Raw genomic sequence first — 21,399 nt, forward strand, 5'->3', positions numbered from 1 at the left:
TTCCTCGTAAGGGGACGGAAACTGTTTCAATTATAAAAGGTTCGTAGTCTTCTGAGTGTATTGATGAACCTTATTCCTCGTAAGGGGACGGAAACTCAAGTCCTTCATAGCGGGCTAGTTCTACTAGGTTATATTGATGAACCTTATTCCTCGTAAGGGGACGTTTAAAATAAATGCAGCGTAAAAACTCTTCATTCTAACAATTGAATGAGGAGTTTAGTTTATTTATAATTGGAAAGATGATAAAATGTGAATATATTAACTTGAGTGATAGGTAAGAAGATGTTAGATAAATAAAGGGGTATTATGAAAGAAATCTATATATTTGAGTCGGCGCAATCTCTTCATTATCGAGATAAAAAATTAATTGTTCAGAATAAAGAAGGTAAAAAGGCTTACGAAGTAGCTGTTAGTCAAGTCAAGCGGGTCAATATTTTTGGAAACCCTACAATTACGACTCAATTACTTAAAGCTTTAGCTCTTAACAAAAAAGAAGTGCATTATTATTCTCAAAATGGAAAGTATTTAATGAGTATGAATTTGCATTACGCGGAAAACTATTCAAGGCAACAAGAACAAATATTGGCGTTATTGGATGACTCCTTTTCTTTAGCGTTATCTAAAAGATTGATCCAATCAAAAATAAAACTCCAAGCGGAGTTATTGAAAGCCTACGATGAAGACGGCTTACTAACAGAAAAAGATTATGTAAAATTAAATAATTATTACCAAGAAGTAGAAAAAGTGGCCTCATTAGAGTCGATTCTTGGCTATGAAGGCCGGTCGGCAAAAACTTATTTTTATTACTTAGGCTTATTAGTACCAACCCCATTTAAATTCTCGCGCCGTTCTAAACGTCCACCGAAAGACCCTTTCAATGCACTGCTTAGTTTTGGCTACAGTATTTTATATAGCTATATAATAGGTGCGATTATTAAAAGTGGCTTAAACCCTGGGTTTTCAGCACTGCATCAAACAAGAAAAAATCATGCAACACTTGCCAGTGATTTAATGGAAGAGTGGCGTCCGGTATTAGTCGATGACGTTGTAATGCAACTGCTGATTAGCGAAAAGTTAACAACAGATGATTTTATTAAAAAACCTACAGGGGAAGTATATTTATCTGCTGATGCACGCCGATTATTTGTACAAGCCTTCAGAGAGCGTATGTTAGAAAAGCACTTTTATTTTGGTAAGGATCGTTATCGTTTTGTTTTTCTAAATAGTGTCGATCAACAAATAGATAGTCTGAAAAAGGCTTTTAAATATCAAGATCCTTTAATGTATCAAACGATTGGAGGATAAAAGAGATATGCGATTATTTAACGTCCCTCCTCATCAAAGAGAACAACTCGTAGAACGAAAAATTAATAGTTTAATTATTTATGATATTTCAAATGATAAACGTCGTCTTAAATTGGCTAAGTTATTAGAAGGCTATGGTATCCGAGTTCAATATTCCTGCTTTGAAGTCAGCTTACGACCAACTCAGCATAAAGAATTAGTGGATCAAATTATGACATTTCATGCAAATCATGAAGAAGATAACATCATTATTTATCAGTCACTAAATACAGAAATTACTCGTTTAAATGCTATAGAGGTTAATATTAATGAAGATTTTATATTTTTATAGGAGGGTCTATGCAAAAATTTATTATTAAATTTATCCCTTTAAGTGATGAAAGAATTTATGCTAATCAGTTGAATGCACCCCTTCATGGATTGTTGATGGAATGGCTACCTCCTCTAATTGCGCAACAGCTTCATGAAACGGACGTTAATCCCTATTCAATGAGCGTCAACTATTGTCAAAATTATTTTCAATGGGAAATTAACGCTTTAACGGATGAAATGTCTACTATTTTTTCTAATATATTACTTTGTGAGTCTCTAGCCCAGTTTGAGTTAAAGTCATTTAATCAGATGTCTTGTGCAATTATCGAACGAAGAGCTGAGACCCTGTCACCTAAAGAGTTGGCTCATCATTTTTATCAACGTCCTTCAAATCATTTACTAGATTTAACTTTTAACTCTCCCACTGCTTTTAAACAACAAGGTCAGTATGTGTTGTTTCCAGATATTCGCTTAATATTTCAAAGTTTACAAAATAAATATTCTAGCATATTTGAAGAAGATCCTAAAGACAACTTAGAGCTACTTGAAGAAGTTGAAAATTGTGTTTCTATTCATCGTTTTAACATTCAATCCAGTGTAATTTATGTACATGGTCATGGGGTGCCAGGGTTTACGGGACGAGTCGTTTTAAAGTTGAAAGGAAATGACGTATTAAAGTCATACGTTGAAATGCTAGCCTCTTTTGGCGAATATTCTGGTGTAGGTATGAAGACTTCCATTGGTATGGGAAGTATCAAGATCAATCATAGAAAGGAGTCTATAAATGAGTGAACAAACGCGGAATGATTTAGTAATGAGTGCCTTGTTATATAATATCGGAAAAGTGGTACAATACGCTAAAGACAGCTCGGGAGATTCTTTTGAATTGGGTTACGAATTACTTTCTTCCTTAAATGCGCCACAAGACATACTCGAGCCACTAAAGTATCATGACAAAAACGAAATAGAAAAGCAGCAATTGTCACCCAATCATTTAGCTTATGTGATTGATTATGCTAATCGTCTTGCCAATGAAACCGTAAAAAAGCCATCTAATGGGAAAGTAAAGGCTCAAAAAACAGATTGGACGAACCAAGCAGATATCTTTAACGACTTTGGAAAACGAACTGGACATCGTTTTTATCAGCCATTAACCTTTGATGATCGCCATTATTTTCACTTTGCTAGTGAATCTCAGCGACCTTATCAGCCGGAAAGTTATCAACGTATTTTAGATCAGTTAAAAGAAGAACTCGCGTTGATGGAGTTTTGTTTCAGCTACGAAGCCAAGGTGCTAAATATGTTAGAGCGATTACTGAGCTTTGTTCCTAGTGATATGGATTCATTAGCTGCACATGATATTTCTTTGTATGACCACTCCAAGATCACAACCGCTATAGCGACTTGTGTCTTTGATTATTTGATGGATCAAGAAAAGAATTTTAATCACTTACTCAATTCTTTGGCATTTAATAATGAACCCGCCTTTTTACTTTTAACTTATGATGTGAGCGGGATACAAGACTTTATCTACACCATTCGTGATAATAAGGCAGCTAAAATGTTACGTAGTCGTTCTTTTTATTTAGAGATGATTGCTGAAAATGTTAACTATCAGTTACTTAATTGCTTAAAGTTAAGTAGAGCAAACCTTCTTTATAGTGGAGGAGGGGGCGCGTATTTATTGATTCCTAATACAGCTCGCTCGAGGGAGGTAGTGGCGCAAGTTCAAAAAGAAATTAATGCTTTTTTACGCCACACCTATGGTTCAGGATTGTTCATCGCTTTTTCGCACCAAGCCTTTAGTGCCTATGACATGCTAGAAGATATGGGAAGTGTCTATCAAAAAGTTGGACACAAAATTAGTGAACAAAAGTTAAACCGTTACTCAGCAACAGAGCTTTTAGAGCTAAATACATTAGGTAAAAAGACTGGGAGAGAATGTAATGTTTGCCACCGTATCTATAACCACCCGACGTCTGAACGATGTGCTATTTGTGAAGGGTTAGTGAACTTTTCTAATGACCTACAAAATCAAGGGTTCTTTGAAGTAAGCTCTAATCAACGAGGGCTTCCTTTAGGATTTGGTGACTATTTAATACCGATTTCTGAGCAAGACCTTTTAAAAGGAAAAGTAGAAGGCCGAATCTACTCTAAAAATAAATTTTACGTGAGTGACTACCCAGCCACTCATTTGTGGATCGGAGATTATACAGATAAAGAAGCACCAACTTTTAACGATTATTTAAAAGACAATGCAGGTATTCGTCGCTTAGGTGTTGTACGATGTGATGTTGATGATTTAGGTAGTGCATTTATTGCTGGCTTTTCCAAGGAATATCAGTCCTTTACACGAACTGCCACTTTGAGCCGTTCACTTGCTTTATTTTTCCAGTATTACATTAATGAGATTTTACGCGAGTGCAACACGACAGGAAGTATTATTTATGCTGGTGGGGATGACGTCTTCGTTGTGGGACACTGGTTAGATATGATTGAATTTGCGATTAAATTAAGACAAAGTTTTATACAATATACGCAAGGAAAATTAACCTTATCGACAGGAGTTGGTTTATTCCCTGGGAAAACACCTATTTCCATTATGGCTCAACAAACAGGAGATTTAGAGTCAAGTGCAAAGGGGGCTTTCAGTGATAAAGATGCGATTACGTTATTCCACCCTGACTACACCTTTAAATGGAATCACTTTATTGAACATATTTGGTGTGATAAATACCCGTTAATTGCTAGTTTTTTTGATCAGTCTAGTATGGACCGCACTTACGGAAAAGCTTTTTTATACCGTTTGTTAGATTTAATTCGCTCAAGCTTTGTTGAAGCTCAAGGGTCATCTCGCGGGCAATTTAAAACAATTAGTTGGGCCCGCTGGGTCTATTATTTAAGTCAGATGGAGCCAAAGGGTGAAAAAGAAAAAGAGCATTTTAAAAAGTTTGCTCAAAAACTTCACCAATACTTTGAAGATGAACAAGAAGCTAAAGAATTAGAATTAGCAATTATGTTATATATTTATACGATTAGGGAGGATATATAATGGCGACACTAACGACATCCAATTATATTGATAAAGCTGAAAAAGTCTTTGACGATCATTGGTTAATAAATAATTTAACGACTAGTCAAATAAGAAAATTACTTAATTTAACGAGTCGGTTGTATGACGAGTCTAAAGTAAAGTCCTATGAGCAATTAGAAGAAAGTATTAATTATTTACGAGTGCAATTTCTCTATCAAGCAGGAAGAGAATCAGCGGTTAAAACATTGGTAGAAAGAGCCAATTTGATTGAAGCGGTCAAAGAAATCAAAGATATTGATTCATTAAGATTATTTAGTCGCTATATGGAAGCATTAGTTGCTTACCATCGCTATAAGGGAGGAGAGGATTAATAATGAAACGTATTAAAGCAAAGGTCAGAATTACAGGAACTCTTAGGTTACAAACAGGGCTTCATATTGGGTCAAGCTCAGCTTTTGCGGCGATTGGAGCAACCGACTCTCCTATTATCAAAGATCCGCTCACTAACTTGCCCATTATTCCAGGCTCTTCTTTGAAAGGGAAAATGCGTTCTTTATTAGCGCGTACAAAAAATGAAAAAGTAGCCAACCAACCTGATGAAGATCATGAAACGATTCGGCGTCTTTTTGGAGACGCATATGACCATAAGCAAGCGGCTTTAATTTTTAACGATTTATTTTTAATCAATGAGCAAGAACTTATGGATCGTGGCGCGGAGCTTTTGACAGAAGTAAAGTTCGAAAATACGATTGACCGACGTACTGCAGGGGCTAAACCTAGACAAATCGAACGAGCTATTGCAGGAAGCGAGTTTGGTATTGATCTTATTTATAATGTATCAGATTTGATAGAGTTAGATGATGATTTTAGCTTTATTTTAGATGGATTCAAACTGCTCACTCTAGACTACCTAGGTGGTAGCGGAACGCGAGGATATGGTCGAGTTGAGTTTAGTGATTTTCAAGCGGAAGTCGTTATCGGTGAATTAGGTGTGGAAGCACTTCAAATGATGAATGACAAACTATCAACAATTTAGAGGTGAGTAAGATGGATTTACAGCTTTATTTGTTGTCCTTTGATGTTGCTCATTTTGGTAAGTGTCTACTTGAAGATAGTGACGTTACGTTTAAAGTGCATCGTTTATATTCGGCTTTATACCTAGAAGCTATTGCGTTAGGAAAAGAAGAAGCATTTTTATCTTTAACAAGGCAAGGTGATATTTTACTTAGTGATGCTTTTTTCTATGATAAAGGGCTTTATTTACCTAAGCCGATCGGATTTCCTAAATTAGAACGCAAACTTCATGTAGAAGACATTACCCAAGCACGTCAACAAGCAAAAATGAGTAAGAAACTAACTCAAATTCATCATCAATACTTCGACTCATTTGCTATGGGTGAAATGGATACGAGCCAACAGTTAAATGAATTATTAAAAGATACGAGTCAATTTTATCAATCAACGGATGCAACACATGTGCATGTTGAAGGGGATCCTTACCGAGTGGGGACTGTATTTTATGATGAGGGCGTTTATTTAGGAGTTATCGGCTCTAGTCACGATTTATTAGTCGATCTATTTAAAAGCCTGCAATTTTCAGGGCTAGGAGGAAAGCGCTCAGCTGGGTTAGGTCAATTTACGCTAACTATTAAAGAAATTAATTCAAATGTAGCCAAACGATTAACTACAAAGTGCGACTATCCAGTCATGTTATTAAATAGCAGTATACCGGTAGATGAACAGTTAGAAAAATCGATGAACAACGCTCACTTTATTGTTGAAAAAAGCAGTGGTTTTGCATTTAGCAGCGGATTAAAAGAAGCAGTTAGGAAAAATGATTTGTATAAGTTTATGGCAGGATCAACGTTTGAGCAAACATTTGACGGCAATCTCATTGATGTGGCGCCGAATGATTTCCCACATCCAGTGTGGAATTATTCTATTCCATTATTTTATCGTTTAAAGGAGAAAGCGGATGACTAAAATGAATAGATTTAATTTTACTTTAGTTACGTTAGGTCCAGTTCACATTGGTAGTGGAGACACTTACACATTAAAAGAGATCGCAAATTATAACGGATACTATTATTTTCCTAATATGGGGAAAATATACCAAAAACTCGCAAGCCTCGGTCCTGATAAAGTGACCTCTTTTGAGAATTATTTGATAACAAGTGCTAGAGGCAAGAGACAGCAGCGCTTAAATGAGTTTTTAGAATGCCAAAACATTTTAAATGAAATCGAACAATTTGGAGGCTACCGGATCAAAGACGTGTATAAAGATCGTCGCGATCCTTTATCTCGTAAGCCAATAACGAATGTCAGTGCATTTATAAAAACTCCTTTTAATGAGCCTTATATTCCTGGTAGCAGTTTAAAAGGTGTACTTCGAACAGTAATTGAAAATACGCAAGCAATTCCTCGTTCAGACTATGATGAAGTGTTTAAAAGTATTCAAATAAGTGACAGCGAACCACTGACAGTAGACAAACTAGCGATTGTACCTAAGATAGACTATAGCCCTAGAAATAAAAGAGTTTCCCAATTAGATGCGATTTATAGGGAAGCAATTTTGCCAAGAGTAGCAGTAAAATTTACTATTACAACTGTGGGAGATAAAGCCTATCATGCGATTAAAAACTTGACTCACTATGCAGCTCAAAGCTATGAAGCTTACTCACAACTGTTATTGAGTAGCTTGCCCATTGAACTCCGTCCCGCAAAGCAACTTAGAAAACTTAAGCATATTATTTATCTAGGCGGAGGGACTGGTTTTTGGACGAAAGTTAACTTTGAAAATACTCGGGTAAAAAAGCCTCAAGGAATGAAGGAGTTAGGTGTACTCAAGTACTCTCATTTACCTTATCATTATTTACCTTTATCGAAAGGAACGCGCGTTCCATTATTTAATACGTATGAACAATCTAATAAAACTTACAACTTATACGAAATGGGCAAGTGTAGTTTTTCATTGACTGAAAGAAAAGAGATGTGACTCACCTTTTTACCTAATGGAACTCCTCCTAAATTACTAACTTACGAGAAGTAGCGACTTTAGAAATTTTTATGGAAATATTATCGTTAATGACTGGTTGTTTCAAAATATCTTTACGTCTTATGGAAATGAGGACATGTTGTTAAGCTTGTCAATGGTATACTAGGAATAATTTTTGCGTTAATGAAGCCCTGTGAGATCGATGATGCGAAGAAGATTAAAGCAATAAATCTAGATTATATAAAAGTTGATATAAGAGCGTGGAGTAAAGTCCACATTCTTGTGTAAATTTCTTCTACAATGCTCTAATTTAATCATCACTATTTTTACTTGATATAGAGAGTGGACATGATAGTCACGGGAAACAATATCGGAGCAATAAGCGATTTGTAATGCAGAAAAAGAACATGTCAGAAGGGAAGAACTTCAAGAAGGTATTCAAAGTAAGGAGGTGTCCCATGGTCAGTTTAAATGATATCGCAAAGCTTGCGGGGGTTTCTAAAAGTACCGTGTCCCGGTATTTGAATAATGGGTCGGTGAGTGAGAAGACGAAAGAGAAGCTTCAAAAGATTATTGAAGAAACAGGGTACCAGCCGAATGTGTATGCGCAAAGTTTAAAGGCGGAACGGACCCATTTAATCGGGGTCGTTATTCCAAGGTTTAGATCCCCTTCCACCAACGATGCGTTAAAGGTGATGGACCGTATGGCTTATGATAACAATCTGCAGTTAGTCATTATGAACTCTGATCTTAAGTCAAACCGGACTTTAGAAAATATTCGGCAATTAGAACGTCAACGTGTCGATGTGATTGTTTTATTCGCCACTCAGATGACTGAGGAATTAAAGGAGGCTGTCTCTAACTCAAAGACACCCATCATTGTGGTGGGGCAACAATTTGAAGACGTAACGAGTTATATTTATGATGATTATGACGCTGGGCGACAAATGGCTCGCTATGCCGATGAATTAGGCCATCGCCACTTTCTTTTTGTGGGCGTCAGTGAAACAGACCAAGCCGTAGGGATTGAGCGTAAGAAAGGTTTTTATGACTACTTTAAAGATCGTGATGTACAGATTGACTTTGTCGAAACGAGCTTTTCTAGAGAAGAAGCTTACCAAAAGGCGTTAAAATTTCTACCTAATTTAAAGGCGACTTACATTGTCGCCGCAACCGACCATATTGCGTTAGGTATTTTAAACGCTTGTCGATCACTAAAGCTTAATGTTCCTGACGATGTGTCTTTAAGCGGCTTTGGTGGGTATGATGAAGCACAATATGTCGTGCCAAGTATTACTACAGTCAATTATAATTTTGCCCAGATGGGTCAATGGGTGATGAAGCGAGTGTTGGATCTAGGCGAAGAGACTTCTTCTGAATTAGTTGTTAAGCCCGTTTATTTAACGAAAGGAACTTCAACGAAGCGAGTGAATTAATTTTCACTCGTTTTTGTGTTGCTTTTTTATTTTTGTGTAGTATACTACAATTAAACGGAACCGGTTCCAAAATTTGTTTCAAGTAACTTCAATCCTAGAAAGGTGGCTATTTAAATGGCTTACGAAAATGTCATCCAAGGGCTCTTTAAAGCTCTTGGAGGTAAAGAAAATATCGCCAGTGCCGAGCACTGTGCAACGAGATTACGGATTATTGTCGATAACAATGACTTAGTCGACAAAGAATTAGCAGAACAAATCCCAGAATGTAAAGGGTACTTTTATACGACAGGACAACATCAATTTATCTTCGGAACAGGTAAAGTCAACGAAGTATACCAAGCTTTTAATGCTGTATTAGAAAGTGACGGGGATCCAGTTAAACATATAGCGGACCGTTATGCTCACTTAACGCCTGCTCAACGTGTTGTTCGGGTTTTAGCAGATATTTTAATTCCTTTAATTCCAGCCCTTGTTACGACGGGGTTATTAATGGGTGTACGCGGACTGTTGTTGGAATTAGGTATGACTATGTCCGAGGACACGATCGCGTTATTCCAAATTTTTACCGATACAGCTTTTGCCTTCTTACCAGTCCTTATTGCTTATAGCGCAACGAAGAAATTTGGCGGAAACCCGGTGATGGGTATTGTCGTAGGGCTGATGATGGTGGCTCCTCAACTACCGAACGCTTATGCGGTTCTTGGTGGGGACGCTGAACCTTTATCGGTTTTTGGACTTAAATTATATGGTTATCAAGGATCAATTTTCCCAGCGATTATTGCCGCTTGGATTTTATCAAAGTTAGAACATTGGTTACGTACATGGGTGCCACAAATAATGGACTTAATTGTCACACCGTTCTTATCCCTATCTTTAACCATTATCGCGATTTTATTTGTATTAGGACCTATCATTCAAATCATTGAGACCTTTGTAATTGGAACGATTACGAACTTATTATACGCCCCTCTAGGCATTGGTTATATTGTCTTTGGTGCCTTACAACAAGCTTTAGTGATTACGGGCTTACACCACTCATTAGGACTGATTGAAATTAGTTTATTACGTGAGCAGGGGGTTAATATTATTCAACCTCTAACAACCGCAAGTATGGCCGCTCAATTTGGGGCAGCAGTCAGTGCCGCGTTACTTATGAAAGATAAAGTACGTCGTTCTAATATGTTAGCCGCAACCGCGCCAACACTATTTGGTATTACTGAACCGTTATTATTTGGGGTTAACTTACGTTCAATGCGTGTTTTTGCTTCAGGGATGTTAGGTGGGGCCATTGGTGGCTTTGTCACCTATCTATTCAACTTAGCAGCAACAGGGATGGGTATTACCTTCTTACCTGGTCTATTACTCTACGTTGGTAACTTTAGTGGTTTACTTCAATATTTAGTGGTCATTATTGTTTCTGCAGCGGCTGGCTTTATGTTAGTCCAAGCTCAACGTGGTGCGATTATAAAGGAGATTGGCTAGATAAATGAATCAACATCATTCAAAGGATCAGTGGCGTTTAACTTACCATATTATGCCGGAGAAGGGTTGGTTAAATGACCCTAACGGCGCTATTCAATTTAACGGACTGTACCATATTTATTACCAATACGTTCCCGAAACCCCTTTAGGAGGAGCGACTCATTGGGGGCATATGACCTCTAAAGATTTAGTCCACTTTAACCAAGAGCCGATCTTTATGTCGCCGGACCAACCTTTTGACAGTCACGGTGTTTATTCTGGGGGCGGCTTTGTAAAAGACGGGCTGATTCACTTTTTCTATACGGGGAATGTGAAGCTTGATGGGGACTATGATTATATTTATAGTGGCCGTAAGCAACATGTGGTCCATGTGGTCAGTGACGATGGATTTAATATTTTAAAGCGTGAAGTGGTCATTGACCACGATACGTTTCCTGAAGGATTTACCGATCATATTCGTGACCCGAAAATTATTGAACATGATGGTGTGTTTTATATGATTTTAGGGGCTCGTAAGGCGGATAATTTAGGTGCTGTTATTACGTATCGCTCTACGGATTTAAGTGAGTGGACTTATGTGGGGAATTTAATTGAAGGCACCAAAGACGAAGGATATATGTGGGAGTGTCCCGATTTATTCGAACTAAATGGGCGTTATGTCTTAATCTTCTCACCTCAAGGGATCCGGGAAGAAGCGTATCAATTCAATAACCCTCATGTAGCCGGGTATATCATTGGCTGCATGGATTGGGATGAAGTGAAATTTATTCCTGAAACCGAATTTATTGAATTGGATCGCGGTTTTGATTTTTATGCGCCTCATACTTTTGAAGACGAAACGGGACGCCGGATTATGTGGTCTTGGATGGGTGTGGGGGATATCATGCCGGAATATACGAACCCGACGATTGCTAGAGGCTGGCAACACGCCTTAGCGATGCCACGCTTATTGACGATCAAAAATGACCGCTTAATTCAACAACCTTTAACCGCTTATGAAGGGTTACGCAAAGAGGAACAACCCCTCAATATTAATGAACGCTATACACTAGAAGATAAAGCGTTTGAGTTATTGTTTGAATTGCCAACTGAAGATGAGTTTTCAATTGACCTGATTGAAGATACGACTTTAGAGTATAAGAACGGTATTTTAACTTTAGAACACGGTCCAAGTGGTTACGGCCGTCGTTGGCGTTCGACGAAAGTGGATCATATAGAAACTATTCATATTTATGTGGATACTAGTTCCATTGAAGTCTTTGTTAATGACGGAGAAGTGGCTCTTGCGAGCCGAGTATATCCAAAAGATAACATGCCTCATGCCCATGTTAAAGCGAGTGACCAAGCAAAGGTTACGTTGTGGGGATTAAAGCCAAGTATATAAACAAAAAAGATCTGAGTCCAGAGAGAGGGATTCAGATCTTTTTTCTTGTTAAATATTCCATTTTGCATCAAAGTGAGGGCTTTGTTTCATCTCGTCTAAGGTTGGGATACCCCCTTGGGCGCCTTTTTGTTGAATGGATAAAGAACCAGCCAGGTTGGCAAAGCGAATGGCTTCTTCTAAAGATAAGTCATTAGACAATGCGACGGCTAAAGCTCCGTTAAAGGTGTCTCCGGCTCCCGTTGTGTCAATCACCTCTTCAGGTTCCACTAAAAACGCAGGAACTTCTACCAGTTGGTCGCCATTATGAAATAGAGCACCTTTTGATCCTAAAGTGATGATCAGTTTGTTTGGGTAATGCTTTAGAACAGCTTCTACTTCTTCTCCTGGGAATAGTTCTGCGAACTCTGTTTCGTTAGGGGTTAAGTAAGTGGTTTTGTCGATCCATTGTTGACCAAGTAAGCGAGCCGGGGCTGGGTTTAAAATAAGCGGCACATTTAGTTGATGGCATACTTCAATTAAACTTTCCACTGTTGGAAGAGGGGTTTCATTTTGGACAATGACCATGTCAGCTGATTGAATTAGGTCTGTTTGATTTTTAATATCTTCTGGGGTGACTTTGTTATTGGCTCCGGCAACGTAAATAATCGAGTTGTCTCGGTTATAAAGAGTAATAATCGCTGAACCAGACGGGGTGTTTTTCGCTGTTTTGACCGCTTTTGTGTCAATGTGATAGTCTTTTAAGTTATCAATAAGAGCTTTACCGAAGGAGTCGTCTCCTATAGCACCAATCATCGCAGTATTAGCCCCTAACTTAGCACAAGCCACCGCTTGGTTAGCTCCTTTACCACCAAAGGACGTATTGAAGTCCTCTCCAAAGACCGTTTCTCCTTGGGCCGGCTGGTTATGGGTCTCCACCACAAAATCCGTTGAAATACTTCCTACGACAATAATCTTCGCCACGTGAATCATCCTTTACATTGTATAGTCAATTAAATTATAAGACAGGAAGGAACAAGGGACAAGGAAACGATAGAAAAAGTACTCTTTTAAAGGATAAACGACATTACTCTAGAAAGCGGTTGCAAAAAAATAAACTTATTGTATAATAAAGAAAACGGATTGTTACTGGACAGCAGGCAAGACCTAAATCATATTACATATAAAAACCTATATAGTGTAGGCTTATTTGTAATGTGATTTGGGTCTTTTTTTGCTTTCTTCGGACTGATAGAAAGGAGATATTATGCGTGTATTAAAGGTTTTGAACAATAACGTCGTCCTCGCCTTAGATGACTCCCTTCAAGAAGTGATTGTCATGGGCAAAGGGATCGGGTTTCAACGAAAAAGAGAGGATTGGATACGTCAAGAAGAAATAGAAAAATATTTTGTTCTCTTAGATAACTTAACTGCCTTTCAAGAAGTATATGAGCAACTACCAGCCAATGAAATTGATTTAGTCTTTGAATTAGTGAGTTTAGCTGAAAAAGAACTTCGTCAACAGTTCCACAGCAATATTTATATCACGTTGGCGGACCATATCCACTACGCTTTGGAAAGACACCGAGAAGGAATTGTCATTCAAAACCCTCTCGAATGGGAAATTAAACGATTCTATCCTGCTGAATATGCAGTAGGGGTCAAAGGACTTGAAATTATTGAAAAATATACCGATGTACAATTATCTGATTCTGAAGCAACTTCGATTGTATTGCATTTAATTAATGCTCATAAAGGTAACAAGCATTTCAATCAATCGACAGAGATGATCAAAATTGTTAAGGATATTATCGAAATTGTGCGGTTATTTTACGGTTACAGCTTTCAAGAAGATACTACATCATTCACCCGTTTTATTACCCACTTGCAGTTCTTTGCTCGTAGAGTTTTAAAGTCAAAAGTGGATGAAATAGATAATGACTTTCTATTTGAAAAAGTCTCTCAAAGCTATCCTAAAGAAATAGAATGTACCACCCTTATTAAAAAATATATTAAAAATCGGTATGACTTTGACATTAGTCTAGAGGAACAGTCATTTTTAGCAATTCATATAAGACGTCTTGTAATGGACTATGAAGAAAAAAGGAGAAAAACTATGAAAAATTTAAAAGATTTAGCCATCGATATTCTTCAAAAGGTTGGTGGAGCAGACAACGTCATCGACGTGAGGCATTGTATTACGCGACTACGGTTTAGACTAAAAGATGAGAGTTTAGCCGATACAGAGTATTTAAAAGAGCGTCCTGGCATTGTAACTGTCATTCAAAACGGAGGACAATATCAAGTCGTGATTGGAAATCATGTGGCCGATGTGTATAAAGAGTTGATTGCTTTACCTGGTATGGGTGAAGAAGAAAGTGACTATGTCGTCAAAGAAGACGCCAGTTTATTAGATCGTTTTGTGGACACACTTTCAGGTTTGTTTCAACCCTTTTTAGGTGTGTTAGCTGCAGCAGGAATCATTAAAGGACTTGCAGCTATCATTAGCGCCAGTGGTGTGGATCCTCAAAACTCGACGGTTTTATTGTTGAATATGGTAGGAGATGGATTCTTCCAGTATCTTCCATTTGCTTTAGCGGTAACAGCAGCTCGTCGTTTTAGATTAAATCCTTTTTTAGCTATCGCTATTGCGGGTACATTCCTTTATCCTAATATTGGAGAGATATTAGCTAATCCTGAAAGCGGTGTACTGTATACGTTATTTAATAATACTCCCTTTGAGTCGGAAGTGTATTCTACATTTTTAGGATTGCCGATTATTTTACCACCGGCAGGGAATTATTATAGTGCGGTTATTCCGATTATTTTTGCGGTATGGTTTGGCGAAAAAGTAGATCAGTGGGTAGACAGTTGGATTCCTCAAGTCATTAAAAGTTCCCTAGGCGCTGTCGTGACTCTTTTAATTGCAACACCCATTGCAATTTTAGTCATTGGGCCAATGGCTACTTGGTTAGCAGACTTAGTCGGTTGGTTCTTTGCGACCATCGATAGTTTTAGCCCGGTTATTTTAGGCATTTTGCTCGCTTCTTTATGGCAAGTTCTTGTTATTTTTGGAATGCATTGGGGTATTATTCCGATTATGTTTATTCAAGTGGCTCATACAGGAGCGACTAATATTGGTGCGTTAGCTCAATTATCTACCTTTTCAATCCTTGGTATGTTAATGGCTGTAACCCTTAAAACTAAAGATTTAAAACTTAAAAACATTGCCGGGTCTTCGATTATTCCAACTCTTTTTGGTATTACTGAATCAGCTATTTATGGTGTCATGCTCGTTAAAAAGAAATTGTTTGCCTATACTATTCTTATAAACGCCATTGTTGGTGGGATTGCTGGTTACTTCCGCCTTAATCAATATGTGATGGGTGGATTAGGAATATTTTCTATTCCTACATTTATTCATCCCGAGTTTGGTTTTTCAAGTAATTTTTGGGTTGCGGTAATAAGTATGGCAGCTCTTGTTATTTTAGGTTTTGTGGGTGGATGATTTTACCGGTTGATGAAGATGATAAAGAGATTGAAGATGTAAGTGATGAGTCTTCTAATACAAACGTTCTAAAGACTCAAGAAGAAATTTTAAGTCCTCTAGCCGGAAAGGTAGTTCCTTTAGAAGACACTCCAGATGATGTATTTGCAAGTGGCGTCATGGGGCAAGGGTTAAGCATTGATCCTATGAATAATCGTGTAGTATCGCCTGTTAAGGGAGTGGTTAAAACAGCCTTTTCGACCGGACATGCGGTAGGGATTGAAAGCGAAGACGGGGCTGAAATTTTAATTCATATTGGAATAGATACGGTTAATTTAGAAGGTGAAGGCTTTAATTTGAAAGTTAAAGAAGGAGACCGAGTCAATCCAGGCGATCTATTAGTTGAGTTTGATAAGCAACTGATTATGGACCGGGGATTGTCTCCGTTGACGATGATCATTGTAACGAACACGCCTAATTATTTAGACGTGTTATTGACAGATCAAGAGGTTGTGGAAGAAACAGATTACTTAATGACTTTAGTGAATCAACAAAATAAATAAGAAAGAAGGGATCTAGATGTTAAAGCAAGATTTTCTTTGGGGTGTAGCTAGTGCGGCTAACCAAATTGAAGGGGCTTATTTAGAAGATGGTAAAGGTGTATCCAGTGTAGATTTAATTCCTCACGGTAAGTTCCGTCCTGAAATTATGGAAGGAATTAGACATTATTCAGACGTTCCAGAAGGGTTGTTTTATCCTTCCCATGAGGCGGTTGACTTTTACCATCACTTTAAAGATGATGTTAAATTATTTGCAGAAATGGGAATTAAAGCCTATCGTTTCTCGATTGCTTGGTCACGAATTTATTCAACGGGACTTGAAGAAGAGCCCAATGAGAAAGGGCTAGCTTTTTATGAAGCGCTCATTGATGAGTTGTTATCTTATAATATTGAGCCGATGGTGACAATTAACCACTTTGATGTGCCTAAAGCGTTAATTGATCAATACGGATCATGGAAAAGCCGTGAAGTCGTTTATTTATTTGAAAAATATGCTGAAACACTTTTCCGTCGTTTCAAAGGAAAAGTAAAGTATTGGATTTCCTTCAATGAAATTAATATGTTATCGCACTTGCCATTTATGGGTGCAGGCATTTATTTTAAAAAAAATGAAAATAAAGACGATGTTTTATTTACAGCAGCTCACCACGAACTATTAGCGAGTGCATTAGCTACTAAAAAGTTACGCGAAATTGACCCAGAAGCGCAAATAGGGTGTATGATTGCTGCAGGGGACTACTATCCATATAGTTGTGACCCGAAGGACATTCGTCAAGCACAAATTGATAATCAAACAAACTTTTTATTTACCGATGTTCAAGCTTTAGGTCATTATCCACGATGGGCTTTGAAGAAATTTGAGCGTGAAAACATTCGTGTAGAAATGAAACCTGGGGATTTAGAGCTTTTAGAAGAATATACTGTTGATTTTATTAGTTTTAGTTATTATTCAACGCGAGTTTCTAAATACGATTTAGATGGTGTTGAAGTAACTCAAGGAAATGTCTTTGTCGGCGTCGTAAACCCTTATTTAGAAGAAACAGAGTGGGGTTGGGCAATCGATCCTTTAGGTTTTAGAACGACAATGAACACCTTGTGGGAAAGATACCATAAACCCCTTTTTGTAGTGGAAAATGGCTTAGGTGCTGTGGATACTCTCGAAGAAGATGATACCATTAGCGATCCATACCGCATTGATTACTTGTCAAAACATATTAAAGTGTTAGTGGATACAGTCAATGAGGATGATGTTCCTGTCATTGGTTATACAACTTGGGGATGTATTGACTTTGTTTCTGCAAGTACAGGACAAATGAGTAAACGTTATGGTTTTATTTATGTAGACCAAGACGACCAAGGAAATGGAACTTTGGAACGGTATAAAAAAGATTCATTTGACTGGTATAAAAAAGTAATTGAAAGTAACGGCGAAAATTTAAGCTAACTTTAGTGAGCTCTCATGTAAGCATCAAAGCTTATGTGGGAGTTTTTGTCTTTTTATAGAACTTTCCCCTCTTTCCCCCTATAATTAAGATATATCAGTGTTGTAGCGGGAGTGAGGAGGAGTTAGGATGAAGCGTTTATTTGATTTAACGGCGGATGAAGTGCGTCAGTTATCAAAGGACCAATTGTTAGATAGTTTAAAGTTATGTGAAGGTCGAGTCATGATGAGCGAGTTGATGGCTCATATGCCGGCGATTTTAGGGGATGTGTCTAACGCAGAAGTGGCAGCGGCTTTTGGAGCAGATATTATTATGGTGAATACGTATGATACGACGAAGCCCTTTATTGCTGGAATTGACCATGAGGTGCCTTTAAAGGAAGTGGGGCGTTTAACGGGGAGAGTGCTCGCTGCGACTTTGGAACCCGTGGATTTATCTGTTCAGTCGGATCATTATCAAGAAGAATTATCCCCAGGACGCTTGGCGACGTTAGATAACGTGGCTCATTTAATCGATCAAGGGGTACAAATGGTATTGTTAACAGGAAATCCAAGTACTTTTGTGAGTAACGAGGCTATTTTAGAAGCCATTCGTGCTATTAAAACCGCTGTTGGTGACAAAATCGTCATCGTTTCTGGAAAAATGCATTCCTCGGGTATGGTAAATGAAAGCTCTGGAGACATGGTTCAAATCTCTGACGTCGATGGCTTCATTGATGCTGGAGCAGATATTGTTTTAGTTCCAGCGCCAGGGACAGTACCAGGGTTCACGACGGAGAAAGTAGAATCATTAGTTCAACATATCCAACGCCGAGGTAAGTTGGCGTTAACATCTATTGGCACCTCCCAAGAAGGAGCCGACGTGGACACGATTCGTGCCATTGCCTTACAAGCCAAGATGGCGGGAGCGGATATTCATCACATTGGCGACTGCGGTATGGGTCCAGGGATGGCTATTCCGGAAAATATTATGGCCTATTCTACTGTCATTCGGGGCCGTCGTCATACGTATCGTCAGATGGCTCGTTCACTATTACGTTAAGGAGAGTTTAGATGTTCATTGAATTATGTACAGCCCGGCTAGAAGACTGCTTAAAAGCAAAAGATCAAGGCTTTGATCGCATTGAATTGAATGCGGATTTAGTTACAGATGGGTTAACGCCAACCTTTGGTTTAGCTTCATCGGCATTAGAACAAGTGGACCTCCCGATTGTGATGATGCTTCGTCCAAGAGGTGGTGGGTTTTGTTATTCGGATTTAGAGTACGATGTGATGATGACCGATTTAGAATGGCTATTAAAGTTAAAACCAGAAGCTATTGCGGTAGGTATTTTGACCCATGACGGAATGATTGATGAAGTGCGGATGAAACGAATTATTGATCGTTGTCATGAAGAGGAAGTAAAAGTCGTCTTCCACCGAGCTTTTGATGTAATTACAGGTTACTCCTTAGATGAAGCAGTGGAGCGACTGATTGTTTTAGGAGTCGACCGTATTTTAACCAGCGGCGGTGCTAAAACGGCGATTGAAGGGGTTGATACCTTGGCTCGTCTACAAGAAAAGTATGGAGATCAGATTACTTTTGTTGCGGGAGCAGGGATCACTACAGAGAATGTAGTCGAGATTAAAAGTCAAACGGGTTTAACAGAATTTCATGGCTCTTTTAGCGTTCCGTTTGAGGATCCAACAAGTGAAGGTCCTAACGTCAGCTACGAAGTGCTCTTATTAAAGTTAAATGATCAAGTAAAATGGTAACAGTTGATGGATAAACCGTGTTACAATGATAACTAGAAAGAGTAAATAATTAAAGGAGCTTGAACGTGGCAATAAAAGCAGTCGGATTTGACTTAGACGACACCTTGTACGACCGAAATGAAATTTATGCCTCAGTTTATAAAGTGATGCAACAAACGGTATTAGAGTTGCCCGTTTCTTTTTCGGATTTTAATGAAATTTACCAGTTGGAATCAATCAAATGGTACCAACGTTTCATGAGCCAAGAGTGCAGTGAAGAAGACTATCAAATCCAACGGGTCATTGATACTTACGATCACTTTGGTGAAAAGGTCCGTTTTGCGGATGGGAAGTTGTTTAATGATCTTTATGTATACTTTAAAGATTCAGTTAAACTGCGTCCTTTTATGAAGGAAATGATTCAATTAGTGATAGACCGGGATTTAGATTTGTTTATTCTAACGAACGGACCGTCAGCTAACCAATGGCACAAAATCGAAACCTTACAGTTAGACCGCTGGTTTAAACCAGACCGATTATTTGTCTCAGGAGACTTAGGGTTAACCAAGCCAGACCGGGCGATTTTTGATCATTTAGCTGACCAAATGGGTTATGAAAGTAACGAGCTTTTGTATATTGGTGACCATTATGTTAATGACATTAAAGGCGCCAAAGAGGCAGGTTGGCAGGCGATTTATTTTGATTGCTTTAATCAAGGGCCCCTAGAAGAAGCGGTGCCCACATTTCAAACAGAACAACAATTATACGATTATTTACACCGTCGTTTTCCTTAATTTAGAAAGGTAGGAATTATTTATGCAACAAGTAGGCGTTGTCGGCATGGCCGTTATGGGGAAGAACTTAGCGTTAAACATTGAAAGTCGAGGGTATACGGTATCTATTTTTAACCGAACCTCCGCAAGAACGGATTTAGTTTTAGAAGAACATCCGGATAAAAATTTAGTGGGTACTTATTCTATTGAAGAATTTGTCGCTTCTTTAGAAAAGCCGCGTAAAATTATTTTAATGGTGCAGGCCGGTCCAGCAACCGATATGACCATCGCCAGTCTGTTACCCCATTTAGATAAAGGGGATATTTTAATTGACGGCGGGAACACGTTCTTTAAAGATACGATTCGCCGTTATGAAGAATTAAAAGATTCAGACATTCACTTTATCGGAACGGGCGTTTCTGGTGGGGAAGAAGGGGCTCTTAAAGGCCCAGCCATTATGCCAGGAGGACCTAAAGAAGCTTATGATTTAGTGGAAGACTTATTAGTAGCTATTTCTGCTAAAGCGAAAGATGGCGAGCCTTGTGTGGCTTATATGGGACCTAATGGTGCCGGACACTTTGTTAAAATGGTCCACAATGGTATTGAGTACGGGGATATGCAGTTGATTGCGGAAGCTTATGCGTTAATGAGCCATGTCTTAGGTCTGTCTACTCAAGAAGTGGGTCGCGTTTTTGAAGAGTGGAATAAAGGGCGTCTAGAAAGTTACTTAATGGAAATTTCCGCTCATGTTTTACAAACGATGGATCCTGATACGGGCGAGCCACTAGTAGAGAAAATTTTAGATGCGGCGGGAAATAAAGGAACAGGTAAGTGGACTTCTCAAAACGCTTTAGATTTAGGGGAGCCTGTTTCATTAATTACCGAAGCGGTCTTTGCACGTTATATTTCTGCTTTTAAAGACGAACGTGTACATGCTAGCACCTTACTCAAAGGGGTCGAAGAAGTTTCTTTAACTGAAGCAGAAAAAGAAGTCTTCATCGACGAATTAGAACGTGCTTTATACTTTAGTAAAATTATTAGTTACGCTCAAGGGTTTGCTCAATTAAAAGAAGCGAGCCGTGTCTATCATTGGGATTTACAATTAGGGGAAATCGCGAAAGTATTTAGAGCTGGCTGTATTATTCGTGCGGCCTTTTTAGAAGATATTACGAACGCTTACCGTAAAAATCCTGAGTTAGACAACTTAATGTTAGATGACTTCTTTATGGACACGTTAAACAGTACTCATCAATCATTACGTCAAATGGTGATGGTGGGGGTACGTTTTGGTGTGCCGATTCCTGCCTTTAGTGCAGCGATTAGTTATTATGACTCTTACCGTGCGCCTGTGTTATCAGCCAACGTCATTCAAGGTCAACGCGACTTCTTCGGAGCTCATACGTACCAACGTGTAGATAAAGAAGGCATTTTCCACTTTGACTGGCAAGAAGGCGTCGAATATCGTTTAGATTAATCGAGG

At 38.4% G+C, this 21,399-nt stretch carries 19 protein-coding genes; 18 read left to right on the top strand and 1 reads right to left on the bottom strand.

Features of this window, described 5'->3' with window-relative positions; genetic code table 11:
* Window positions 1-306 precede the first annotated feature (306 nt).
* The 11 genes from cas1 (at window position 307) to BLR79_RS02080 (ending at window position 11,948) form a co-directional block, all read left to right on the top strand.
* Window positions 307-1,305: a CRISPR-associated endonuclease Cas1 gene (gene cas1, locus BLR79_RS02030; RefSeq protein ID WP_092084371.1), complete on the top strand. Its 999-nt coding sequence runs from the start codon at window positions 307-309 to the stop codon at window positions 1,303-1,305.
* Between the two features lie 7 nt (window positions 1,306-1,312).
* Window positions 1,313-1,636: a CRISPR-associated endonuclease Cas2 gene (gene cas2 / locus BLR79_RS02035; protein WP_092084373.1), complete on the top strand. Its 324-nt coding sequence runs from the start codon at window positions 1,313-1,315 to the stop codon at window positions 1,634-1,636.
* An 8-nt stretch (window positions 1,637-1,644) separates the two neighbouring features.
* On the top strand, window positions 1,645-2,409 hold the full coding sequence (cas6, locus tag BLR79_RS02040) for a CRISPR-associated endoribonuclease Cas6 (protein WP_092084375.1): 765 nt from the start codon (window positions 1,645-1,647) through the stop codon (window positions 2,407-2,409).
* A complete protein-coding gene (cas10, locus tag BLR79_RS02045; RefSeq protein WP_092084376.1) occupies window positions 2,402-4,669 on the top strand; it encodes a type III-A CRISPR-associated protein Cas10/Csm1 in 2,268 nt (755 codons plus the stop codon). The genes cas6 and cas10 overlap by 8 nt, the downstream gene beginning before the upstream one ends.
* Entirely contained in the window at window positions 4,669-5,022 is a 354-nt protein-coding gene (csm2, locus tag BLR79_RS02050) for a type III-A CRISPR-associated protein Csm2 (RefSeq protein WP_092084378.1), read from the top strand. Before cas10 ends, csm2 begins: the two co-directional genes overlap by 1 nt.
* A gap of 2 nt (window positions 5,023-5,024) precedes the next feature.
* Window positions 5,025-5,687 carry a type III-A CRISPR-associated RAMP protein Csm3 gene (csm3, locus tag BLR79_RS02055; RefSeq protein WP_092084380.1) on the top strand — a complete coding sequence of 221 codons (663 nt, stop codon included), beginning with the start codon at window positions 5,025-5,027 and terminating at the stop codon, window positions 5,685-5,687.
* Between the two features lie 11 nt (window positions 5,688-5,698).
* Window positions 5,699-6,634 (top strand): type III-A CRISPR-associated RAMP protein Csm4, encoded by a 936-nt coding sequence (gene csm4 / locus BLR79_RS02060; RefSeq protein ID WP_092084382.1) that lies wholly within the window; start codon window positions 5,699-5,701, stop codon window positions 6,632-6,634.
* Window positions 6,627-7,646: a type III-A CRISPR-associated RAMP protein Csm5 gene (gene csm5 / locus BLR79_RS02065; protein WP_092084384.1), complete on the top strand. Its 1,020-nt coding sequence runs from the start codon at window positions 6,627-6,629 to the stop codon at window positions 7,644-7,646. The genes csm4 and csm5 overlap by 8 nt, the downstream gene beginning before the upstream one ends.
* Window positions 7,647-8,104: 458 nt before the next feature.
* Entirely contained in the window at window positions 8,105-9,082 is a 978-nt protein-coding gene (locus BLR79_RS02070; RefSeq protein WP_159427562.1) for a LacI family DNA-binding transcriptional regulator, read from the top strand.
* Between the two features lie 114 nt (window positions 9,083-9,196).
* Entirely contained in the window at window positions 9,197-10,564 is a 1,368-nt protein-coding gene (locus BLR79_RS02075; RefSeq protein WP_092084388.1) for a PTS transporter subunit EIIC, read from the top strand.
* Window positions 10,565-10,568: 4 nt separating this feature from the next.
* Window positions 10,569-11,948, top strand: a complete 1,380-nt coding sequence (locus BLR79_RS02080) for a glycoside hydrolase family 32 protein (protein WP_092084390.1) — start codon at window positions 10,569-10,571, stop codon at window positions 11,946-11,948.
* 48 nt (window positions 11,949-11,996) lie between these two features.
* Here the strand turns inward: BLR79_RS02080 and rbsK are convergent, their stop codons facing one another.
* Window positions 11,997-12,917 carry a ribokinase gene (rbsK, locus tag BLR79_RS02085; protein WP_327020412.1) on the bottom strand — a complete coding sequence of 307 codons (921 nt, stop codon included), beginning with the start codon at window positions 12,915-12,917 and terminating at the stop codon, window positions 11,997-11,999.
* Between the two features lie 274 nt (window positions 12,918-13,191).
* Between rbsK and licT the strand changes: the two genes are divergently transcribed.
* From licT to gndA, 7 genes are all read left to right on the top strand, one after another.
* A complete protein-coding gene (gene licT / locus BLR79_RS02090; protein WP_092084394.1) occupies window positions 13,192-15,432 on the top strand; it encodes a BglG family transcription antiterminator LicT in 2,241 nt (746 codons plus the stop codon).
* Entirely contained in the window at window positions 15,429-15,974 is a 546-nt protein-coding gene (locus BLR79_RS02095) for a PTS sugar transporter subunit IIA (RefSeq protein WP_092084396.1), read from the top strand. The genes licT and BLR79_RS02095 overlap by 4 nt, the downstream gene beginning before the upstream one ends.
* A 16-nt stretch (window positions 15,975-15,990) precedes the next feature.
* Complete coding sequence (locus tag BLR79_RS02100) at window positions 15,991-17,415, top strand: 6-phospho-beta-glucosidase (RefSeq protein WP_092084398.1); 1,425 nt, start codon at window positions 15,991-15,993, stop codon at window positions 17,413-17,415.
* A 127-nt stretch (window positions 17,416-17,542) separates the two neighbouring features.
* On the top strand, window positions 17,543-18,454 hold the full coding sequence (locus BLR79_RS02105; protein ID WP_092084400.1) for a DUF7916 family protein: 912 nt from the start codon (window positions 17,543-17,545) through the stop codon (window positions 18,452-18,454).
* 11 nt (window positions 18,455-18,465) lie between these two features.
* Complete coding sequence (locus BLR79_RS02110; protein WP_092084402.1) at window positions 18,466-19,167, top strand: copper homeostasis protein CutC; 702 nt, start codon at window positions 18,466-18,468, stop codon at window positions 19,165-19,167.
* 65 nt (window positions 19,168-19,232) lie between these two features.
* Window positions 19,233-19,940, top strand: a complete 708-nt coding sequence (locus BLR79_RS02115; protein WP_159427563.1) for an HAD family hydrolase — start codon at window positions 19,233-19,235, stop codon at window positions 19,938-19,940.
* 22 nt (window positions 19,941-19,962) lie between these two features.
* Complete coding sequence (gene gndA, locus BLR79_RS02120) at window positions 19,963-21,393, top strand: NADP-dependent phosphogluconate dehydrogenase (protein WP_092084406.1); 1,431 nt, start codon at window positions 19,963-19,965, stop codon at window positions 21,391-21,393.
* The last annotated feature ends 6 nt before the right edge of the window (window positions 21,394-21,399 follow it).

This window comes from Dolosicoccus paucivorans, from assembly GCF_900100125.1.
Taxonomy (GTDB): domain Bacteria; phylum Bacillota; class Bacilli; order Lactobacillales; family Aerococcaceae; genus Dolosicoccus; species Dolosicoccus paucivorans.